The organism is Marinobacter changyiensis (assembly GCF_009193265.1).
In the GTDB taxonomy this organism is placed as follows: Bacteria; Pseudomonadota; Gammaproteobacteria; order Pseudomonadales; family Oleiphilaceae; genus Marinobacter; species Marinobacter changyiensis.
On sequence record NZ_VZZZ01000004.1, the window covers coordinates 367199 to 385673 of the forward strand.

17 protein-coding genes are annotated in these 18475 nt (G+C 55.1%); 14 read left to right on the plus strand and 3 right to left on the minus strand.

Features of this window, described 5'->3' with window-relative positions:
* Nucleotides 1-58: 58 nt before the first annotated feature.
* Nucleotides 59-403 carry a TraR/DksA family transcriptional regulator gene (locus F6Y09_RS12835; RefSeq protein WP_152207317.1) on the plus strand — a complete coding sequence of 115 codons (345 nt, stop codon included), beginning with the start codon at nucleotides 59-61 and terminating at the stop codon, nucleotides 401-403.
* A 112-nt stretch (nucleotides 404-515) separates the two neighbouring features.
* Here the strand turns inward: F6Y09_RS12835 and F6Y09_RS12840 are convergent, their stop codons facing one another.
* The gene (locus F6Y09_RS12840; RefSeq protein ID WP_152207318.1) at nucleotides 516-1913 is read right to left on the minus strand and encodes a DUF4397 domain-containing protein; all 1398 of its coding nucleotides are present in this window, start codon (nucleotides 1911-1913) and stop codon (nucleotides 516-518) included.
* 451 nt (nucleotides 1914-2364) lie between these two features.
* Here F6Y09_RS12840 and F6Y09_RS12845 point away from each other — a divergent pair, with 451 nt between their 5' ends.
* Entirely contained in the window at nucleotides 2365-3147 is a 783-nt protein-coding gene (locus F6Y09_RS12845; protein ID WP_152207319.1) for a Crp/Fnr family transcriptional regulator, read from the plus strand.
* Between the two features lie 342 nt (nucleotides 3148-3489).
* On the opposite strand, the gene F6Y09_RS12850 is transcribed toward F6Y09_RS12845, so the two are convergent.
* Nucleotides 3490-4458 (minus strand): beta-ketoacyl-ACP synthase III, encoded by a 969-nt coding sequence (locus F6Y09_RS12850; RefSeq protein WP_152207320.1) that lies wholly within the window; start codon nucleotides 4456-4458, stop codon nucleotides 3490-3492.
* Nucleotides 4459-4639: 181 nt separating this feature from the next.
* Between F6Y09_RS12850 and F6Y09_RS12855 the strand changes: the two genes are divergently transcribed.
* The 8 genes from F6Y09_RS12855 to F6Y09_RS12885 all read left to right on the plus strand — a co-directional run bounded on the left by F6Y09_RS12855 (nucleotide 4640) and on the right by F6Y09_RS12885 (nucleotide 12077).
* On the plus strand, nucleotides 4640-5425 hold the full coding sequence (locus F6Y09_RS12855) for a hypothetical protein (RefSeq protein ID WP_152207321.1): 786 nt from the start codon (nucleotides 4640-4642) through the stop codon (nucleotides 5423-5425).
* Nucleotides 5426-5579: 154 nt separating this feature from the next.
* Complete coding sequence (locus F6Y09_RS12860) at nucleotides 5580-6713, plus strand: tRNA-queuosine alpha-mannosyltransferase domain-containing protein (protein WP_152207322.1); 1134 nt, start codon at nucleotides 5580-5582, stop codon at nucleotides 6711-6713.
* An 88-nt stretch (nucleotides 6714-6801) separates the two neighbouring features.
* Entirely contained in the window at nucleotides 6802-7035 is a 234-nt protein-coding gene (locus tag F6Y09_RS20915) for an AAA-type ATPase lid domain-containing protein (protein ID WP_484502624.1), read from the plus strand.
* A gap of 119 nt (nucleotides 7036-7154) precedes the next feature.
* Nucleotides 7155-7616 (plus strand): (2Fe-2S)-binding protein, encoded by a 462-nt coding sequence (locus F6Y09_RS12865; RefSeq protein WP_152207323.1) that lies wholly within the window; start codon nucleotides 7155-7157, stop codon nucleotides 7614-7616.
* A complete protein-coding gene (locus tag F6Y09_RS12870) occupies nucleotides 7613-9949 on the plus strand; it encodes a xanthine dehydrogenase family protein molybdopterin-binding subunit (protein WP_152207324.1) in 2337 nt (778 codons plus the stop codon). The genes F6Y09_RS12865 and F6Y09_RS12870 overlap by 4 nt, the downstream gene beginning before the upstream one ends.
* A gap of 5 nt (nucleotides 9950-9954) precedes the next feature.
* Nucleotides 9955-10944, plus strand: a complete 990-nt coding sequence (locus F6Y09_RS12875) for an XdhC family protein (RefSeq protein ID WP_152207325.1) — start codon at nucleotides 9955-9957, stop codon at nucleotides 10942-10944.
* Between the two features lie 143 nt (nucleotides 10945-11087).
* Nucleotides 11088-11603, plus strand: a complete 516-nt coding sequence (locus tag F6Y09_RS12880) for a hypothetical protein (RefSeq protein ID WP_152207326.1) — start codon at nucleotides 11088-11090, stop codon at nucleotides 11601-11603.
* A 15-nt stretch (nucleotides 11604-11618) separates the two neighbouring features.
* On the plus strand, nucleotides 11619-12077 hold the full coding sequence (locus F6Y09_RS12885; RefSeq protein WP_152207327.1) for a ferritin family protein: 459 nt from the start codon (nucleotides 11619-11621) through the stop codon (nucleotides 12075-12077).
* A 210-nt stretch (nucleotides 12078-12287) separates the two neighbouring features.
* Here F6Y09_RS12885 and F6Y09_RS12890 read toward each other — a convergent pair whose 3' ends face one another.
* A complete protein-coding gene (locus F6Y09_RS12890) occupies nucleotides 12288-13601 on the minus strand; it encodes an erythromycin esterase family protein (protein ID WP_152207328.1) in 1314 nt (437 codons plus the stop codon).
* Nucleotides 13602-13832: 231 nt separating this feature from the next.
* Between F6Y09_RS12890 and F6Y09_RS12895 the strand changes: the two genes are divergently transcribed.
* The 4 genes from F6Y09_RS12895 to F6Y09_RS12910 all read left to right on the plus strand — a co-directional run bounded on the left by F6Y09_RS12895 (nucleotide 13833) and on the right by F6Y09_RS12910 (nucleotide 18158).
* Nucleotides 13833-14423 (plus strand): SOS response-associated peptidase family protein, encoded by a 591-nt coding sequence (locus tag F6Y09_RS12895; protein WP_246180523.1) that lies wholly within the window; start codon nucleotides 13833-13835, stop codon nucleotides 14421-14423.
* A gap of 116 nt (nucleotides 14424-14539) precedes the next feature.
* Nucleotides 14540-15283, plus strand: coding sequence for a VIT1/CCC1 transporter family protein (locus F6Y09_RS12900; protein ID WP_152207330.1), 744 nt, complete (start codon nucleotides 14540-14542; stop codon nucleotides 15281-15283).
* Between the two features lie 159 nt (nucleotides 15284-15442).
* The gene (locus F6Y09_RS12905; RefSeq protein ID WP_152207331.1) at nucleotides 15443-15985 is read left to right on the plus strand and encodes a methanogen output domain 1-containing protein; all 543 of its coding nucleotides are present in this window, start codon (nucleotides 15443-15445) and stop codon (nucleotides 15983-15985) included.
* A 19-nt stretch (nucleotides 15986-16004) separates the two neighbouring features.
* On the plus strand, nucleotides 16005-18158 hold the full coding sequence (locus F6Y09_RS12910) for an EAL domain-containing protein (protein WP_152207332.1): 2154 nt from the start codon (nucleotides 16005-16007) through the stop codon (nucleotides 18156-18158).
* The last annotated feature ends 317 nt before the right edge of the window (nucleotides 18159-18475 follow it).

An 18475-nucleotide genomic window follows, 5' to 3' on the forward strand; every position in this document is an offset into this window, starting at 1 on the left:
CCGGTTTTTGTTCTGGGGTATAAAGTAGAATTGTCTAATTCGCTGGATGTGAGTTTTTATGTCAGACAGAAAACTTGTTTTGGAAGAACTCAGAATCGACCTTGCGGAGAGACTGAAGCGGTTTCAGGCCCACCAGCATCGTGAGGATGGGGCTCTGGATCCCGATTTTAGTGAGCAGGCCGTTGAACGACAGAATGATGAGGTGGTCGACGGCCTTGAGAATGAGGTGAGGGCCGAGCTCATCAAGGTCAATCGCGCTCTGGAGCGGATTGAGGAGGGTATCGGGGATGAATGCGAAAAGTGCGGAGCCGCGATTAACCCTGAGAGACTGAAAGTGCTGCCATACGCGACCTTTTGTGTCGCTTGTGCTGGTGCAACAGCGGCACCAGGTCAGGGTGGTTGAAGCAGTATTGGAGAAAAGTGCGTAAAGAAAGAAGGGCGGTAACTGAACATTACCGCCCTTCTTGTCACTGACAGTGACCAACACCCTGTCAGCTCTGAACCTTAAGGACCACCTAATTGCCTGGAGTGACCGGAACCGCAAGATTGTCCAGACCAAGAAGTTCAAAGCTTGTGCCGTCTGCATCTCTCGCCAGGGCGGTATATACCCCGCCCGCTTTCAGGGCGATATCCTGAACGTCGATGACCGGATTGCTGGCACCGGCTGCGGTCACATACACGTCATATTCGCCTGTGGGCAGTTCCAGATAACCGGAACTTGCCCGGTAGGGCACATCGCTCAGCACCGGGGAGGCGTTGCCAATTCCGTTTGCGTCCGCCGGCACCAGGTAAACATCCACGTTTGGCGCTGCAGAGGCACCGTGAATCACCCGGAGTTTTGCCGCCGTAGCCAGTGGCCGGTTGTTGTCGTCGAAGGCAATCAATTCGAGTGACGTTGCGGTGGCAGAGCCGGAGGCGAGGGCTGTCACGGCCGATCCGTTGGCACGGTTGACGGTTTCGGTAATCACCGGTGTCCCGCCGCTGATAATGCTGACATCAACCTCCTCATTGGCCGGGATGGCTGCGTAAGCCCCTAATCCAAGGCCCGGGAATCCCTCAGTAAATTGCACCCCGGACGCAACGACTGTGCCGGCAACCTCAATATCCACCAGCCCGGCATCGAACGCATTGTGAACGGCCTTTAAACCCACTCCTGCCTCCGCGTCAAAAATCTCGATAATCTCACCGCCATTCTCGACAACCAGGCTGACCGGAGACTGCCCGAACCCGGTGTTGTTGACTGCCCCAATAAGCAAGTCTGAACCCGCAGGTAATGGCACGGTACGGCTGTCAAAGGCGACGTTGGCGGCCTCTGTGACATCTTGCCCGGCAATTGTAATCCGGATCTGATAGTCACCTGCCGGCAGCTCGATCGGGTCTGTTGCGGTTGGGAATGCGAAGGTGATGGTCGGAGCCACCCCGGTAAGATCGGCGTTGGGGGCCGAAACATAAACGTCCACCTCCGGCGCCAGCGAAGCCAGATGCGCTACGCGAACCCGGGCACTGTCGGCCATTTGTCGGGTGCCGTCGTCAGCGAGCAGGATAGCATCCAATGTATCGTCACCGACATTACCCAAGGCGATAACGTCGTAATCAATGCCTTCCTCCAACACAGGTGAAAGTGGCCCGATGACTTCGAGCAAGTCGCCTCCAGGCAGTATTGCGTCTACGGACAGGTTTGCACTGCCTACGGGAACCTCAAGACTTGCAGCCTGCTTGTAGTCTGCTCCGGGCACCACGATGGTGTCGCCGGATCTGACGTTTACCCGGGGAGCATCGGAAGCTGCATGAATAACAGTGACGTTGGTGGTGGGGGTGGAATCGGAGCTGTCGGAACTGCTGCCATCAAGCCAGCAGCCGGTCAGCCCTGCCGATAACGCCGCGACTAAAGTGATACTGAGGTATTTATCCATTTTTTGTCCCTCTGTCAGTGAGATGTGCCCGAAAAACTACGGCACCCCAAATTCATCGGATGATCGCTTTACATATTATTGCGATATATACCTAGTAGTTTTAGAAACCAAATTGATTCCAGCCTTCTTGCTTGGGGCACCACCTACCCGATAGGTTCAAACCGCGAAACCAGGCTCTGTCTCAGTTTGAGAGCAAAGAATCTGCTTTTTTGTTAATACGGTTAATTAATACCTGGTTTCCCCTGTTCCTTGTACAGCGCAAAACTGAATTCAATATAATGATTAAAAACAATAATATAGAGCGGTTATATCATTTGTAATGTTCTGAAATCCATGATGGTAGTATCCGCAATAGTGTTACCTCCGCTATGTCGTCAGGTTAGTAAGAGACATCAAAGCAGCACGAAGCCGAACAACCTATTCGTGTAGAAAAAAAGCAGAGGAGAACGTCATGGATAAGGAAACGCAGCAGGTGCCTTCGGATTTTTTTGAGTATGGGGCGCTTCTATCAGAACGTGAACTACTTATTGTGAATGGGCTGGATCGTTGCACCGCACGCTACCCCAAAAACAGTATTGTCTTTCGGGAGGACGAGCCCTCAGAACATTTCTATATGGTAGAAGACGGGGTCTGCTTTACGCACCGTCATCTCGAAGAAGGTAGCCGTCAGATTATTGATATTTATTTTCCGGGCGAGATCGTGGCCCTGGACGAGCTCTCCCGGTCAGATCATGGCTCAGGATTGACGACGTTGTCGGACAGCGTATTGACTGCTTATGACAAAACCGAAGTCACCCAGGTTTTCTGCCAGTCATCGGTGTTGTCTCGGTTGCTCATTAATATGATTTCCCGTGAGCATGCGATCCTGACAGAACGGCTGGTGGGGCTTGCGCGTTACTGTGCCCGTCAGCGCACCGCAAACTTTCTGCTTGAAATACGGCATCGCATAGAACGGTCCAAGCGGGTACGGCAGCACGGTCCAAACCGGACGGCAGGCAAGGTACAGGATATTCGTGAGCCTACGCGCCAGGCCCCGGATGTGGTCCGGTTGCCCCAGGCAGTCATTGCAGATGCTCTGGGATTGAGCGCTGTTCACGTAAACCGAGTGCTGGGTCAGTTCCGGGATGAGGGGTACATCGACTTGTCCCGGCCAGGCATAACCTTGATCGACCTGGAAGGCCTCGACGGCATCGCGGGTCTCAATTCCAGAAACCGCCTCGGCATGATGGGTTGAGGGCCACCGGCCAAACGATCCACCGTATCGGCTCTTGTAGGAGCGACTTCCGTCGCGATTCTTTAGGGGGCGCCTGCGCACCTGATCGCGGTTGAAACCGCTCCTACAAGAGCGGGCGAGGGGGTTGCTACAACTGTAGGAGCGACTTTAGTCGCGAAGCTTTGGGAGGGCTTGCGCACCTGGTCGCGGTTGAAACCGCTCCTACAAGAGCGGGCGAGGGGTTGCTGCAACTGTAGGAGCGACTTCAGTCGCGAAGCTTTGGGAGGGCCTGGGCGCCTGATCGCGGTTGAAACCGCTCCTACAACGGCTCGATGTGGAGTTGCCGCTCCAAGGTTTCAGTGATCAATAACGAATCAGGGCTGAACCCCAGGTAAAGCCGCCACCGAACGCCTCGAGCAACAACACTTCGTTCTTCTGGATTCGTCCATCTCTCACCGCCACGTCAAGGGCGAGCGGTATCGAGGCGGCGGAGGTATTGCCGTGCTTGTTCACCGTCACCACAACCCGGTCCATGGACATGCCGAGTTTCTTTGCGGTTGCTGAAATAATGCGCAGATTAGCCTGGTGAGGCACAAGCCAGTCGATATCGGACTTTTGCATGTTGTTAGCGGTAAGGGTCTCATCAACTATCTTGCCGAGAGTATTCACTGCAATCTTGAACACCTCGTTACCTTTCATCTCAACGAATGCCTTGCCAGCCTTGACCTGATCATAGCCATCTGCAATTCCGTAGGGTACGTGCAGGAGGTCCTCGTACTGACCGTCAGCATGGATGTGGGTTGACAGAATGCCGGTTTCTTCATTGGCCTCCAGGATGACGGCACCAGCACCGTCACCGAACAACACGCAGGTTCCGCGATCTTCCCAATTGATAATGCGCGAGAAAACCTCGGCGCCGATAATCAAGGCTCTCTTACTGCTGCCGGTTTTGATGAACTTGTCTGCCACTGAGAGCGCATACACAAAACCGCTGCACACGGCCTGGATATCAAAAGCCGGACACCCATGAATACCGAGCCGGGCTTGCAGAATGCACGCAGAGCTCGGAAATATCTTGTCAGGTGTGGAGGTGGCAAAAACAATCAGGTCAATGTCCCCGGGCGAGATACCGGCGGCTTCAATGGCACGCCGTGCGGCTTGCTCGGCAAGGTCAACACAAGTCTCGCCTTCGACCGCAATATGACGTTGCTCGATTCCTGTACGCTCACGAATCCACTGATCGTTGGTATCGACCATTTTTTCAAGGTGTTTGTTGGTGACAATGTTTTCCGGCAGGTAAGAGCCAGTGCCAGTGATTCTCGCGTAAGGCATGCGGTACGGTCCCTAAGGGTAAAACGTATGAACGTTACTGATTACTGTAGCACTCCATCGTATACCCTGTGGTGACCGAGGGTTATTAGCGATTTGTCAAAGGCGCAAACGAATTGTCGCGAAGGTGGCGGGTCACCGTTACACTGTTTCCATAGAGGAGTGTCTTCTGGAGGTGTTATTGGTGACGCAAGAGATCCCATTGGGATTAAAGTATTACCTGCTTATTCTTACCCCGAGTCTCATCGCTGAGCTGAACGAGTTTGGCGCTCAGTGGGCCATCCGGAATCCTGGACTTGACCACCACGAGGTGGAAAAAGCTTTTTTTGCCGCCCGCAGTATTGAGCGCCAACTTCCTGAGGACCCTGGACACGCGACCCCCGAATTATGGCCAGCTATAATGTTGGCTATCCACGATATCCGGCGGGTACTGGACGTGCTTGAAAAAGAAACCTTTGAGGCAGTGGCCGCCGAAGCGCTCAAAACCACCTCCGAAATTGCCCGTGCGAATATACAGGAAGTATATGAAAAGAAGCGCGAGGCAGGGGAAATTGATTTCCGCCTCCATGGCCTTACCCTCACCGAGCCCCCGGAACACGAGCCAGACCCGGCAGTGAAGGAAGCGTTCCAGATCAAGCGCAATGATCGTTACGAGGCGTTTCAGCAGTTCAACGACAGAATACTCAATCCAGGTGAGCAGACGATTGTACGAGACGCGAAGGACCTTGCTGGTAAGATCGTCGAGAAGAGCATGGGTTCTGAACGAATCGATGCCTTATTGGTGATGAGCGCTGTTGTGATAGAGATGGCGAATGTGAGACTGAAAACCAACATTCCGGACGTGATTCAGGAAAAGTTTCAACGCATGACCACCAAGGCAGTCATGGCTCTGGGGGCAATTGTCTATCGCGATGAATATCACCAATTAAAGCGTTCGCTGGAACTGGAGCCATTGGCTTCCGATCTTTAATTCGTTCCGTTTTCAGCCTGACTACAAACGAGAATTTACCGGGCACCGTCGAGGCAGAGAGTACTGATGAGAAACAAAGTAAGCGTACAGGGGAGTATTTACAACGAGTTTTGGAAACACCTGTCCGCTTACTAACGCACGGGTTAGTAACTTGATGAATGATTCGTTGCAGCCTCCGGAAAACCGGCTGCGCATACTTTTGCTGTCCGGCTACGATGCCGCGAGCCACAAACGCTGGCGAGAGCAGCTCACCGGCCTGTTCGGTGATTACCATTGGCAAACGCTTGCACTGCCACCCCGGTATTTCCGCTGGCGCATCCGCGGTAATGCCCTGACCTGGCTGAACGAGCCCTGTTTAAAGGAATCCTGGGACCTGATAATCGCGACCTCCATGGTGGACCTGGCCACACTGAAGGGCCTTCATCCGCAGCTTGCATACACTCCCTGTGTGCTCTACATGCATGAAAACCAGTTTGCCTTTCCGATGTCCCGCAAACAGAATTCCAGTGCCGAGCCCCAGATGGTCAACCTTTACAGCGCCATCTCCGCGGACTGCGTAGTGTTCAACAGTGCCTGGAACCGGGACAGTTTCCTGAGCGGCGCCCGGGATTTTCTCGACAACATGCCGGACGGTGTACCCGAGGGTTTGATTACCGGATTGCGGGAGAAATCCCGGGTACTACCTGTACCGATTGAAGACCGGTTATTTGCCGGCCGTCCCGGCACCATTAACTGGGCTTGCCCACACCTGCTGTGGAACCACCGCTGGGAATACGACAAAGGGCCTGACCGCCTGTTGAAGCTGTTACAGACCCTCGAGAAACGCTCAGTACCCTTTCGTTTGAGTGTAGTGGGCGAGCAGTTCCGGAACCATCCCCCGGCTTTTGAGCAGATCCATCAACAATTCGAAAGCCGGATAGAGCAGTGGGGGTTCCTCGAAAGCCGGCAAGCCTACGACCGTTTGCTGGCCAGGGCAGACATTGTGCTCTCGACAGCCCTGCATGATTTTCAGGGCCTTTCAATGCTCGAAGCCATGGCGTCGGGGTGCATTCCTCTGGCGCCTGACCGGCTTGCCTATCGCGAATATGTCCCGGAGGTTTGCCGCTATGCCAGCGTTGAAGAGAATGTCGAACTCGAAGCCGAAGCGGCAGTCAATTGTCTCCAAAATCTCATTCAGCGACAACCTCCACACTCTCAACCGGAGCCCTGGCGAGCATCGTTACTGGCCGACCAATACCAGCGTCTTTTTAGCGGCCTGATCCACGCCAGTTGCGATGACCTCCAGTAAGCGGATGGTCGGGAACCTGCATCCGGATAAACGCCTCGACCATCGGTTCCTGTGGCGTGACGGTCCAGTATGCCGGCGACGAGTCCACATGCACACTTGGCCCGGCAACGTACCCGAACTCCGGAACGTACTCGAACGCACGATTATTCTCTCAGAGAACAATCCCGAGATAAGCGCGAAACTGATTCAAATGCGGCGGCTTGGCGTCTGGGATGAGAAAAGCGCCGTACATACCCGAAGGAGTGCACGACGAACTCGACCGGTGGTTTGCTGTTTCCAGGTTTATTGCCCTGTGTTGGCTTCCGGGTATTATTGGGAATAGTGCGGTTTGATGCGGGTTGGCGACACTCTCTGTTGCTACTAAACTCGCTGTTGCTACTAAACTCAGAGTATCAATCGATGACGGCGCCAGCTCCGCCGAAATGACGATGGGAGAGAGTAATGATTAACCTGACTATAAACGGACAACGGCACGAGCTGGACATACCCGATGATATGCCCCTGCTATGGGCCATACGGGATGTTGTCGGTATGAAAGGCACCAAGTTCGGATGTGGCATCGCCCAGTGTGGCGCCTGCACGGTTCACTTGGATGGGGTGGCAACACGCTCCTGTGTTACGCCGGTTTCCGCGGCCAAAGGCGAAATCACGACCATTGAGGCCATGGCCGACGATGCCGTTGGCCGGAAGGTCCAGCAGGCCTGGCTGGACCTGGGTGTGGCTCAATGCGGTTATTGCCAGGGGGGCCAGATCATGAATGCCACGGCTCTGCTGAAGCAAACCCCGAAACCGGAAACCCGGGAAATTGTCGACGCCATGGCCGGTAACCTGTGTCGGTGTGGTACCTACAATCGCATTTTGGCGGCCATTGAGCGGGCCGCGGACACGGAGGTGAGCTCATGAGCCGTTCAGACGATAAACTGCTGCTGGCTAACGTCAGCCGTCGCGGTCTGTTGAAAGGGCTGGCCGGGGGCGCGGCACTCCTGCTGGCTGCCCGTTGGGATCTCGGGCTGGCCAATGAGCAGGCCCAGTTCGGTGCCGGCGCCATGCCCGGTGGCTGGGTGGATAACCCGAATGTGTTTATCCGCATCGCTTCCGATGGCTTGGTTACCATCATCAACAACCGTGCCGAAATGGGCCAGGGTATTCGTACGAGCCTGGTCATGGTGGCTGCCGATGAGCTGGGGGCAGACTGGGGCCAGGTTCGGGTGCAACAGGCGGAAGGGGACCAGGGCAAGTATGGCAACCAGAATACCGATGGCTCCCGCAGCATGCGCCACTGGTACGATCCCATGCGCCGTGCGGCGGCCGCCGCCAGATTGATGCTTGAGCAGGCCGCAGCCAATCAGTGGCAGGTGCCAGTGCATGAGGTGAGGGCCGGAATCCACAAGGTGGTGCACCCAGCTTCGGGCCGGGAACTTGGCTTTGGAGACCTTGCAGAAGCTGCGAGGGAGCTGGATGTTCCAGGCCGGAATGCCCTCGTTTTGAAATCAGACAGCGAACTGCGTTTCATTGGCAAGGAATCCGGTCTGATTAACGGTGAACTCAAGTCCGCCTACCCCAAGGCCATTGACGGTGAGGATATTGTCACCGGCAAGGCGATCTTTGGTGCCGATATAGATTTGGAGAACACCCTGTATGCGGTGGTGGCCCGTCCTCCGGTGTATGGCGCCAAGGTGAAAAGCGTGGATGACAGCGCCGCGCTGAAAGTCGCCGGTGTAAAGAAGACAATTCGCATTGAAGGCACCGGCCAGCCCGCCGCATTCAACCCTCTCGGTGGCGTTGCTGTGGTGGCCACCAACACCTGGGCCGCCATGGAGGGCCGCAGAGCCCTGAAAATTGAGTGGGACAACACTCCGGCCGGAGACAATGCCGACTACTCCTCTGATGCTTACCGGGAGTCCCTGGAAAAGGCCGCGCAATCCCCCGGGAAGGTCATACGCCAGTCCGGCGATGTCGAGGCCGCATTAAAAAAGGCCGACAAGCGGGTGTCAGCCACCTATTACATGCCCCATATGACACAGGCTCCCATGGAACCGCCGGTGGCAGTGGTGAGGATCGAAAACGGCAAGGCCGAAGCCTGGGCACCTGTTCAGAACCCGAGGGCCACTCGCGAGGGTATCGCGGGACTGCTCGAGATGGATCTGGAGAACGTTACTGTTCATCAAACGCTGCTTGGTGGCGGTTTCGGGCGCAAGTCGAAACCGGATTTTGTGATTGAGGCGGCCCGACTGGCGAAGGAGTTCGAGGGACAACCCATCAAACTGCAGTGGTCCCGCGAGGATGATATCCACCATGCCTACTTCCACGCGGTCTCCGTCGATCATCTGGAAGCGGGTCTGGACGGGGAGGGCAAGGCGACCAGTTGGCGCCACCGGACCCTGTCGCCGAGCATTGCCTCGCTCTTTGCCCCGGACCCCAAGCATAAAGGGAAATTCGAGCTGGGTATGGGCTTTAATACCATGCCGTTCAGTATTCCCGCCATCCGGCTGGAAAATCCGCCTGCGCCAGCACACGTGCGCATCGGCTGGTTCCGCTCGGTTTATAATCTGCCCCATGCTTGGGCAATCCAGAGCTTTGCCCACGAAATGGCCATAGCGGCAGGTAAGGACCATCGAGACTATGTGTTGGACCTGCTCGGACCCGGGCGTGAGGTTGATAACCTGACCGTCGGCGATGGCTGGAATTACGGCGAAGACCCGGACCTGTATCCGATCGATGTGGCTCGCATGCGCCGGGTGATTGAACGAGCCACCGGGGAAGCCGGCTGGGGGCGCGAGGCCGGGAAGGGGCGTGGTCTGGGCCTGGCCTTCCATCACAGTTTTGTTTCCTACACCGCCATTGTCTTTGACGTGGAAGTGGACGATGAGGGCGAGCTGACCATTCACCGGGCGGACATTGCCTTTGACTGTGGCCCCCAGGCCAATCCGGAGCGCATCCGTTCACAGATGGAGGGCGCCTGTGTGATGGGCATTGGTATCGCTCTGCAAAGCGAAGTGTCTTTCAAGGATGGCGTTGCCCAGCAGGATAATTTCGACAAGTACCTGATCCCACGTATGCCGAACGCGCCGAAAGTCGTCCGCGTGCACCTAATCGACAATCCCGATGACGCCATGGGTGGTGTTGGCGAGCCAGGTCTTCCGCCAGTGGCGCCAGCCCTGTGCAATGCTATTTATGCCGCCACTGGGAAGCGCATCCGGCGTCTACCTGTCGGCGACCAACTGCAAGTGAGCTGATTACGATGCAAAGCCTGGATTATCGAGTAGTTGAACAGGCCATCGAATGGCTTGGTAAGGGGACGACGGTCTGGCTGTGCACAGTACTGTCGACCTTCGGCTCATCGCCAAGGGAGCCGGGTTCACTCATGGTCGCTTCTTCGGATGGGGCTCACCTGGGCTCGCTGTCGGGCGGGTGTGTGGAGGAGGACTTCCTGGCGTGCCTGGCTGCCGGTGAGTATGCGCTACCTGCCGTCATCGTGCGCTATGGCGGGTCAGTTGATGGGCTCGAGAACCCCCGTGTCCGGTTGCCTTGCGGCGGCGTTCTGGAAGTGTTGGTGGAGCGGATGATCGCGACCTCCGAGAATCTGGCCCACCTGGAGGGAATCAGGGAGGCCTTGTCCGGTGAGAAAGAGCTCGCTCGAGCTGTCAGGCTGGCGGATGGCATAAGTTGGCTGGAAGAAGTAAAGCAAACTGGGCCACGAGTAGCGCGAAAGGAGGGCGAAGAGGTTGTCAGCATTCGTGTTGGTCCAATCGCCAAGCTGATCCTTGCCGGCTACTCAACAGTTGCGGAGGCCTGTGCGAGTTTCGCCATCAGTCTGGGTTACCACGTGGTGCTCTGTGACCCAAGAGAAGAAGTTACCCGGAATCTTGAACTTCCCGACGGCGTTGAGTTCATCCCTCAGTTTCCTGCGCTATACATTGCATCAGCCGGTGCGTGCACGCCGTCCACGGCGGTGGTTGCGGTCACTCATGACCCTCGCATTGACGATCTCGCCATCATGGCAGCTGTCAAAACCTCTGCCAGTTATATCGGTGTCATGGGCTCCCGGCGTACCTCTCAGACCCGGGCCGAGCGCCTTCGCCGAACCGGGGGGCTGAGCGAGGCGGAGATCGAACAGATTCACATGCCAATCGGCCTGGAGCTTGGTAGCAAAACCCCTTCCGAAATCGCACTTGCCATCATGGCGGATATTGTTCGGGTAAGGCGGGGGCGAGCCTTGGTGGATCTATGAGCTCCGTGCATGGGGAGTAATGATTGATTCAGGTCAACATCTGTTGATTTAACCTTAATCCGAGCCCAGTTTTCAGCCACGATTCAGGTTCATGGTCTTTACTGAAAACGATGCAGGTTTATGCAAATTTTAAGGAGGATCTCATGAACAGATTGACCCGTTTAATTGCGTGTTCCGTTCTTGTGGCTGCACCTGTGTTGGTCGTTGCTCATGGCAATTCCCAACCAATGCCCCGTGGGGGCATGATGAACCAGGAACAAATGCAGCAAATGAATGAAAACATGTCGCGAATGCAGGACATGAGGCAGGAAATGCGCAACGCCACATCAGATGCCGAGCGCCAGCGCATCCGGGAAAAGCATATGGAGTACATGCAGAACCATATGGACATGATGCGTGGTGGCATGATGGACCAAGGCATGATGGGTCAAGGTCAGGGCATGATGGGTCAAGGTCAGGGCATGATGGGCCAGGGTCAGGGTATGATGAATAACCAGGGTAACCAAGGGGAAAAGCAGCCTGGCAATGGCCAGGGCAACCGCGCAGATGATGCTGGGATGGATAGCGAACAGCGTGTTGAGATGATGGAAAAGCGCATGGATCAGATGCAGCTCATGATGGAACAGATGTTGGAGTACCAGAGTCAGCAGCGTCCTTGAGGGAGAAAGGACTTTATGGACATCAAAACCTTCGGAGAGTTGATCGATTGGACGCGGGATCTGCACGAACACCTGTCGCGCTGTCTCAAGCATTGCGCAACTCAACATGAGGAGGAGAGGGCGAGGGCGCTACTGGAGTATCTCTCCTCTCACGAATCCGAGCTGGCCAGAATTGTTGATGAATTCAAGCACCAGAGCGCCAAAAATACCCTGGAAACCCGGGTCTACGACAACCTGCGGCACAACCCGATCGAAACTCACCGCACTTGTGATGAGCCATACGCAAAGCTGGACTTTGACGGCATTTACAGGGAAGTCATGGATTTCCATGAGCAGGTGATGGACCTTTATAAAACGCTATCCGAGAAAGCAGAAATACCGGAAGCACAAGAGTTGTTTGAAGCTCTGTTAGAGATGGAGACCCATGAATCCATGCGCCTTGCCCGGCAGATTGGAAGAATGGACGATTTATAGCAATCGTCCGGGAGAGTCTCTATCAGATCGTGGTCACCCAGCAGCTTCCGAATTTTGAACCGAAACCCGATGGTTCGTAACTATTCAAAATTCGGGGAGATGTCATGCAAATTTTTTGGCCAAAACGTAATTTACGACGTCAAGACTCCGGGCCAGACATTGATTGACGACCACAGAAAGTGGGGCACATCTCTGTGAACGGATAATCATTCATACGCCGAAAGGATAGGTATCGGGCAGCCCTTTAAGGGTTGTTGTGTCCAGTGGTGTAATCGCCCGTGTCCGGTCAAACCAGACATACTCGTCGAACTGGGCTGGCAGGCAGGCATGGTAGTAATGGCTTTGGCGTTCCGTCTGTGGTCGGTAAATCACGCCAATTGCGCGTTGCAGACGTTCGTGTCGCAACCCATGTACAAGCTTCGTATCACCATGTCGAAGCGGCACCAGAGCCATCGAAACGCCGCTATCGTGAAACAGGCGCTCGTAGCTGCCGGGCAGGGCAGGAAGGACATTTTTGATTTCCATTTCATCGCCCCAGTCCGAGGCCGCAGCCACTGTGCCGGTATCGGTCCCAAAACCGATAGAGAACAGCGCATCTCCGAACCTTGCCCTGGCAAGCCGTCCGATATTGAATTCGCCTCTACGTCCCATATCCGTTGCGCTGCTATCGCCCACGTGGGAATTATGGGCCCAGATGATGCCCCGGCTTTCTTCCCCATAATGCTCGAGTAGCCGCTCCAGCGTGGCAAACATATGTGTGTCACGCAGGTTCCATGCGTTGTTTTCAGATAAGAACATGGTTCGGTAGTATTCTTCGGCACTGGCGATGAGATTGGCATTTTGCAGGAGATCGAATAGCCGTTCACCATCATAGGATGCGAATGTGCGTTGGCGCTCGTATAGCACTCGCAGGTTGTCCAGTATGGCAGCTTCACAGCTCACGAAACCCGAGCGTATGGCTGCCCGGGCATATTCCGCTGGATCATCCCGGTAGGGAAGCAGGCACCGGTATTGGCTTAATGCCTGTTTGGCAGTGACCGGATCGTATTGCTTCAGGTAGGAGAGTACCTCGTGCATGGAGGTATACAGGCTGTAAAGATCGAGGCCGTGGAACCCGACTTTACCAGTCTCAGCCCGGGCGAAGTTCCAGGATCTGAGCCCGTCGACAAATTGCCTGACCTCTTCATTGCGCCACATCCAGGTCGGGAATCGTGCGAATGCTGTCCATTCCGAGGCCGGGTATTGCTTGTGTCTTACGTAATGGTCGATGCGGGCAGCGTCAGGCCAGTCGCCCTCAATGGCGACAAAATTGAAATGTTTGCGTTCAATCAATGCCTGCGTAATTCTGGCCCGCGCTTCGTAGAATTCCGAGGTTCCGTGGGAAGCTTCACCGATCATGACAACCCGGGCATCGCCAATACGTCTGAGCAGGCCATCAAGTGGCAGTTCCGCGATGGCTTCGAATTTGATGCTGACCTGCGCAAGCCGCTTGGCCAGATCCATGGTTGAAGTACCGATTTGCATAAACCAGGCCCTCCTGTTGAATAATCCAATCCTGGCAACAAACCTATTATAAGAATGCGCCTAAATCGGCGTGATATTTTGATCTATCTCAACAACTGAAAAACCAGGAGGGAGTCTCCCATGTGCGGATACATTCGACGCGTAACCGATAGTCCGGAAGTCGGGAGACTGCTGGAGGAGATTGGCCTGGGGCACCTGTTTGAGCCATTGGTAAGGCAGGTGCCGCCTGGAATGGAACAATTCTATCCGGCTTTCGGAGGCAACCCTGATCGTAAGATTCGGGGATTGATCATCCAGCAAGAGGGTAAGCCGCGCCTGGTCGACGCAACCTGGTGGTTTGATTGCACGGCAACCGGAGAACGGATCGAAGTGGGGAAGCGCACAACCTTCAACGCCAGAAATCTTGAGTCACCCTACTGGAAGGGAGCCTTGCGCCATCACCGCGGAATCGTAGTTGCCTCGGGGATAGGCGAGTCCAAAAGGATTGACGGTCGAAAGCATCAATATCTTATGGAAGGCACTCAGCCGTTCTTGCTCGGAGCCTTATATCGACCATTTACGAATGGGCAATACAGTTGTGCGGTGATCACACGGGATGCCCATTTAAAGTTCGAGCCCTACCACGACAAGGCCTTCCCCCTGTTCCTTCCGCCGACACGGGAGTTTGCTCAAACATGGCTTGCAGAGGACATTCCCCAAGCCAATGAGATTGATGAATTGCTGGAGCATCCAAGGTTGTATGCGACGCTCAAAGTTGAAGAAGTGAAGACGTTCAAGAGCGGAACTATCTCACCCAAAGCTACTTTATTGGAAGCTGACTGAAGCTGCTGGGATAAATTTGAGCTGTAAGAGGCTGCTCCCGAGGGACCCGGTCAAAAGCACCGAAAGTTGCATATACTCCTAAGGTCATCCTTCCCGGACCAGCAGGAGGCTTCGTTATGCCAACCCCAAGCCGTGAGCGGCTCCTCGGTGACCACCAACCTACGGCGGTGCACGACCGGCTGGCCACTCCAGTGAGGGCGTCGACACTACCCGATGCTGTGCTCGGCGGCATTGATGGCTGTGTTACTACCTTTGCAGTGGTTTCTGGTGCTTTCGGCGCGGGTTTCTCGCCACAGGTGGCGCTGGTGCTGGGCTTTGCCAACTTGCTTGCCGATGGCTTCAGCATGGCAGTGAGCAACTATGAGGCCGGCCAGGCGCAACTGGCTCAGATCGCAAGCGCTGAGCGCACCGAGCGTCAGCATATTGACCTGGTGCCTGAAGGCGAGCGCGAAGAGGTTCGCCAACTGTTTCGTGCAAAGGGTTTCGAGGGAGAGCTGCTTGAGCAAGTCGTTGAAGTGCTATGCAACGATAAAGATGTGTGGGTGGCAACCATGATGCGAGAGGAGTATGGCCTTTCGTCTGTTGGACTTAGCCCACTCCGTTCAGCGTTGGCTACCTTTGCTGCTTTTTTGGCAGTCGGTACTTTGCCATTGCTGCCCTATGCATTACCTGGGCTGGGGAGCACCGCGCAATTCCTGGCCAGTCTAGGACTGGCCGGGGCTGTATTCCTCGGTATTGGTATGCTTAAGAGTGCGGTATATGGCCTGCCGGCCTGGTGCTCGGGACTGCGTACATTGTTCATGGGCACCACAGCAGCCGGCCTGGCCTTTGCCACCGGTCATTTCGTGCAAGGGCTATAAGTAACCAGACTGTAAGGACTTAGTGATCCAACACACTCTTGCATTGTTGTATGCTGCTAATCGGCGGTTACATTGCAACCTAATCAGAGGCATTCTTCATCAGTCATCCCCGCGCGCAATCCTGGTCCGTTCGTCCTTACCAACCAACAGGAGCCAATCATGGCAACGGTTGATACCGGTCCCACACGCATCCCCCTTAACCAGCTGGACATACCCTTGGAAAGAGATCTCTTTCTTCGCAACTTGATACGGGAACTTTCCGGCGTGCTGGAAGATGTCGTAGGGCTTAAAGAGGCAGCCGGTTTTATCAGCATCGTCGGCCAGAATATGGGGAATCAAATGGACCTCGACTATAAAAGAGCCCTGGGTGTTTCCAATCTGACTCGCCCTCAGGTCGCAGACGTGCTCGTAGACCTGAAAAAGAGGATCAAAGGCGACTTCTACATTATCGAGCAGAATGACGATCGCATTGTGCTTGGTAACCGGGCCTGTCCCTTTGCCGAGAAAGTGGCAGGACGCTCCTCCATGTGCATGATGACGAGCAACGTATTCGGCATTATCGCCTCCCAAAGTCTCGGCTACGCCAAAGTAACGTTAGAAGAAACCATAGCCCGGGGTGATCCGGGATGCCGAGTGATTGTTTACCTCCACTCCAGCGCAGACTCCGAAGCTGCGCCAGGAAAGGAATATTTCCAATCTTAACGCCACGCTTGGGTTGAACATGAACAAAAAATCGTGGGATGACCTGCTTCCAGAGCCCCTTCTGCTGCTGTCCGCGCACGGTAAGATCATTGATATGAACCATGCCGCGCTGAGGGCATTCAGAGGCTTGGCAAATGGAAGCCAGCTGCATGACCTGGCGAACGATCCGGCTAAGCTGGATTCTTCTCTAAGGCTTTGGGTCCGGAGTGGGGATTTTATCCGGGGCCTGGTCGTGGTCAGCAGTCCAAACGGTGAGCGATACACGACCTACGGAGCACGGCGTCAGGGAGCCAAGGACTCGCCAGCTCAAGTCATCGTACGCTGCGATGTCGAGAGTACGGCCAATCAGCGCTTTATCGAGATCACCCGGCGCGTAAACGACCTCAACCGGGAGGTCGCCCGTCGCCAGCATGCAGAGAGCCAGCTGTTTGCTGAAAAAGAACTGGCCCAGGTGACCCTCCATTGTATCGGTGATGCAGTCATCACGACCGATACCGAAGGTAAGGTCAACTACCTGAACCCCATTGCGGAAACCCTCACTGGGTGGTCCGAAGCCGAGTCCCGGGGGCGGCCAATGATTGAGGTTTTTCGTATTTTTAATGAGCAGACTCGCGAACCGGCAGAGAACCCCGTTGCGCGCGTATTGGCTTATGGACACACCGTGGGGTTAGCGAACCATACGGTACTGTTGCACCGGGATGGTACAGAGTTTGCGATTGAAGACTCCGCTGCGCCAATACGTGATCGGGGTGGTCGGCTCATCGGGGCTGTCATGGTGTTTCATGACGTCACCCATGCTCGCAAATTAGCGGCAAAGGTAACCCACCAGGCAAACCACGACGGTCTTACAGGGCTGCTCAATCGGCAGGCATTTGAGCAACGATTGCGTAACCTGCTGGAGGCGCCCGGGGGGATGGATGGTTCCCACAGCCTTTTGTTCATGGATCTGGACCAGTTCAAGGTGATCAACGATACCTGTGGACACCTGGCGGGGGATGCCTTGTTGCGCACCCTCGGCCCGGTACTTCAGGGACATCTCAGACATTCCGATCTGCTGGCGCGCTTGGGAGGCGACGAGTTTGGGGTCCTGCTGCAGGACTGCCCCGTGCCCGTTGCCAAGCGCATTGCCAGTGCACTCAAAGAAGAACTCGAGGAACTTAATTTCACCTGGGATGGAAAGCCTTTTCGCGTCGGTCTCAGTATTGGCCAGGTCAACTTCAGCGACAGTAGCTGGTCTCTGGCGGATCTGCTCAACGCCGCCGACAATGCCTGCTATCTGGCCAAGGAGAATGGCCGCAACAGGATCCATCTCTACAGCAGTGATGACCAGGCACTGGCCCACAGGTTTCGGCAAACGCAATGGGTCGGGCGCATCCGGGAGGCGTTTGAGGAAGACCGTTTCCGTTTGCATTGCCAGGCCATTGTGCCGACGTCGTCTGATCCATCCGAGCGTCCCGAAGAAGACGGGGCGCATTTCGAGGTGTTGCTGCGCCTGGTCGACAAAGACGGGAAACTGGTTCCGCCCATGGCCTTCATTCCGACCGCGGAGCGCTATAACTTGATGGTTGGCATCGATCAATGGGTGCTCAAGACGGCCTTCTCCAAGCTTGCAATGTGGGGCTCCGAACGCGTTACGACCTGTTCGATAAACCTATCGGGGGCATCTTTGGGGGATGAGGGCTTCCTGCAGTTCATAAACGATTGCTTTAAGCGTTTTACTGTTTTACCCCAGATAATCTGTTTCGAGATTACCGAAACAGAAGCTATAGCCAATCTGGCCAATGCGCGCCACATCATCCAGTCTCTGAAGACACTCGGGTGTCGTTTTTCTCTGGACGACTTCGGGAGCGGGATGTCCTCATTCGGCTACCTGAAGAACTTACCGGTGGACTACCTGAAAATCGATGGCACGTTTATCAAGAATTTGGCAAACGATCCAATCGATCATGCCATGGTGGCGGCCATCAACAATATTGGTCATGTTATGGGCTTGAAGACGATTGCCGAATTCGTCGAGAGCGCCAGTGTATTGCATGAGCTACTTGAGCTCGGGGTGGACTACGTCCAGGGCTATGGCATTGCCAAGCCCGAACCCCTGGAAACCTATCTGGCAAACCTGGTGAACGGCAATTGCCAACGATCATCGGGCGCATTGAGCGAGAAAAATTTATAGGTCAATGCCGATTGGCAGGCCTGTCCGTTGTGCCAAACGATCCTTTACCTGATGGCCAAAGTCTACCAGTGACATTGCAGATTTGACCCCGGAACGATCAGGAACAGCTTTGCCGATATCGTTGAGCATGATATGTGATGAGCGCGTGGCCTGAAAATCTCGGCAGCACAATCGCATGCATTAGGCTACACTCCAGCTCTAGTTAGTTTGCCTGCGTATGCGTATGGCTGTTTCCCCATCCTCTTGCCTGATTCTGCGACACTCAGTCCAGCGTTCCGTGAGCCTACCCACAGTGGCACCGCCTTGAATAGTAGTGC

Excerpts from the sequence above, each read along its gene's own strand:
- F6Y09_RS12835 (WP_152207317.1), top strand. The coding sequence starts at position 59 with ATGTCAGACAGAAAACTTGTTTTGGAAGAACTCAGAATCGACCTTGCG.
- F6Y09_RS12840 (WP_152207318.1), bottom strand. The coding sequence starts at position 1,913 with ATGGATAAATACCTCAGTATCACTTTAGTCGCGGCGTTATCGGCAGGG.
- F6Y09_RS12845 (WP_152207319.1), top strand. The coding sequence starts at position 2,365 with ATGGATAAGGAAACGCAGCAGGTGCCTTCGGATTTTTTTGAGTATGGG.
- F6Y09_RS12850 (WP_152207320.1), bottom strand. The coding sequence starts at position 4,458 with ATGCCTTACGCGAGAATCACTGGCACTGGCTCTTACCTGCCGGAAAAC.
- F6Y09_RS12860 (WP_152207322.1), top strand. The coding sequence starts at position 5,580 with ATGAATGATTCGTTGCAGCCTCCGGAAAACCGGCTGCGCATACTTTTG.
- F6Y09_RS20915 (WP_484502624.1), top strand. The coding sequence starts at position 6,802 with ATGCACACTTGGCCCGGCAACGTACCCGAACTCCGGAACGTACTCGAA.
- F6Y09_RS12865 (WP_152207323.1), top strand. The coding sequence starts at position 7,155 with ATGATTAACCTGACTATAAACGGACAACGGCACGAGCTGGACATACCC.
- F6Y09_RS12870 (WP_152207324.1), top strand. The coding sequence starts at position 7,613 with ATGAGCCGTTCAGACGATAAACTGCTGCTGGCTAACGTCAGCCGTCGC.
- F6Y09_RS12875 (WP_152207325.1), top strand. The coding sequence starts at position 9,955 with ATGCAAAGCCTGGATTATCGAGTAGTTGAACAGGCCATCGAATGGCTT.
- F6Y09_RS12880 (WP_152207326.1), top strand. The coding sequence starts at position 11,088 with ATGAACAGATTGACCCGTTTAATTGCGTGTTCCGTTCTTGTGGCTGCA.
- F6Y09_RS12885 (WP_152207327.1), top strand. The coding sequence starts at position 11,619 with ATGGACATCAAAACCTTCGGAGAGTTGATCGATTGGACGCGGGATCTG.
- F6Y09_RS12890 (WP_152207328.1), bottom strand. The coding sequence starts at position 13,601 with ATGCAAATCGGTACTTCAACCATGGATCTGGCCAAGCGGCTTGCGCAG.
- F6Y09_RS12895 (WP_246180523.1), top strand. The coding sequence starts at position 13,833 with ATGGAACAATTCTATCCGGCTTTCGGAGGCAACCCTGATCGTAAGATT.
- F6Y09_RS12900 (WP_152207330.1), top strand. The coding sequence starts at position 14,540 with ATGCCAACCCCAAGCCGTGAGCGGCTCCTCGGTGACCACCAACCTACG.
- F6Y09_RS12905 (WP_152207331.1), top strand. The coding sequence starts at position 15,443 with ATGGCAACGGTTGATACCGGTCCCACACGCATCCCCCTTAACCAGCTG.
- F6Y09_RS12910 (WP_152207332.1), top strand. The coding sequence starts at position 16,005 with ATGAACAAAAAATCGTGGGATGACCTGCTTCCAGAGCCCCTTCTGCTG.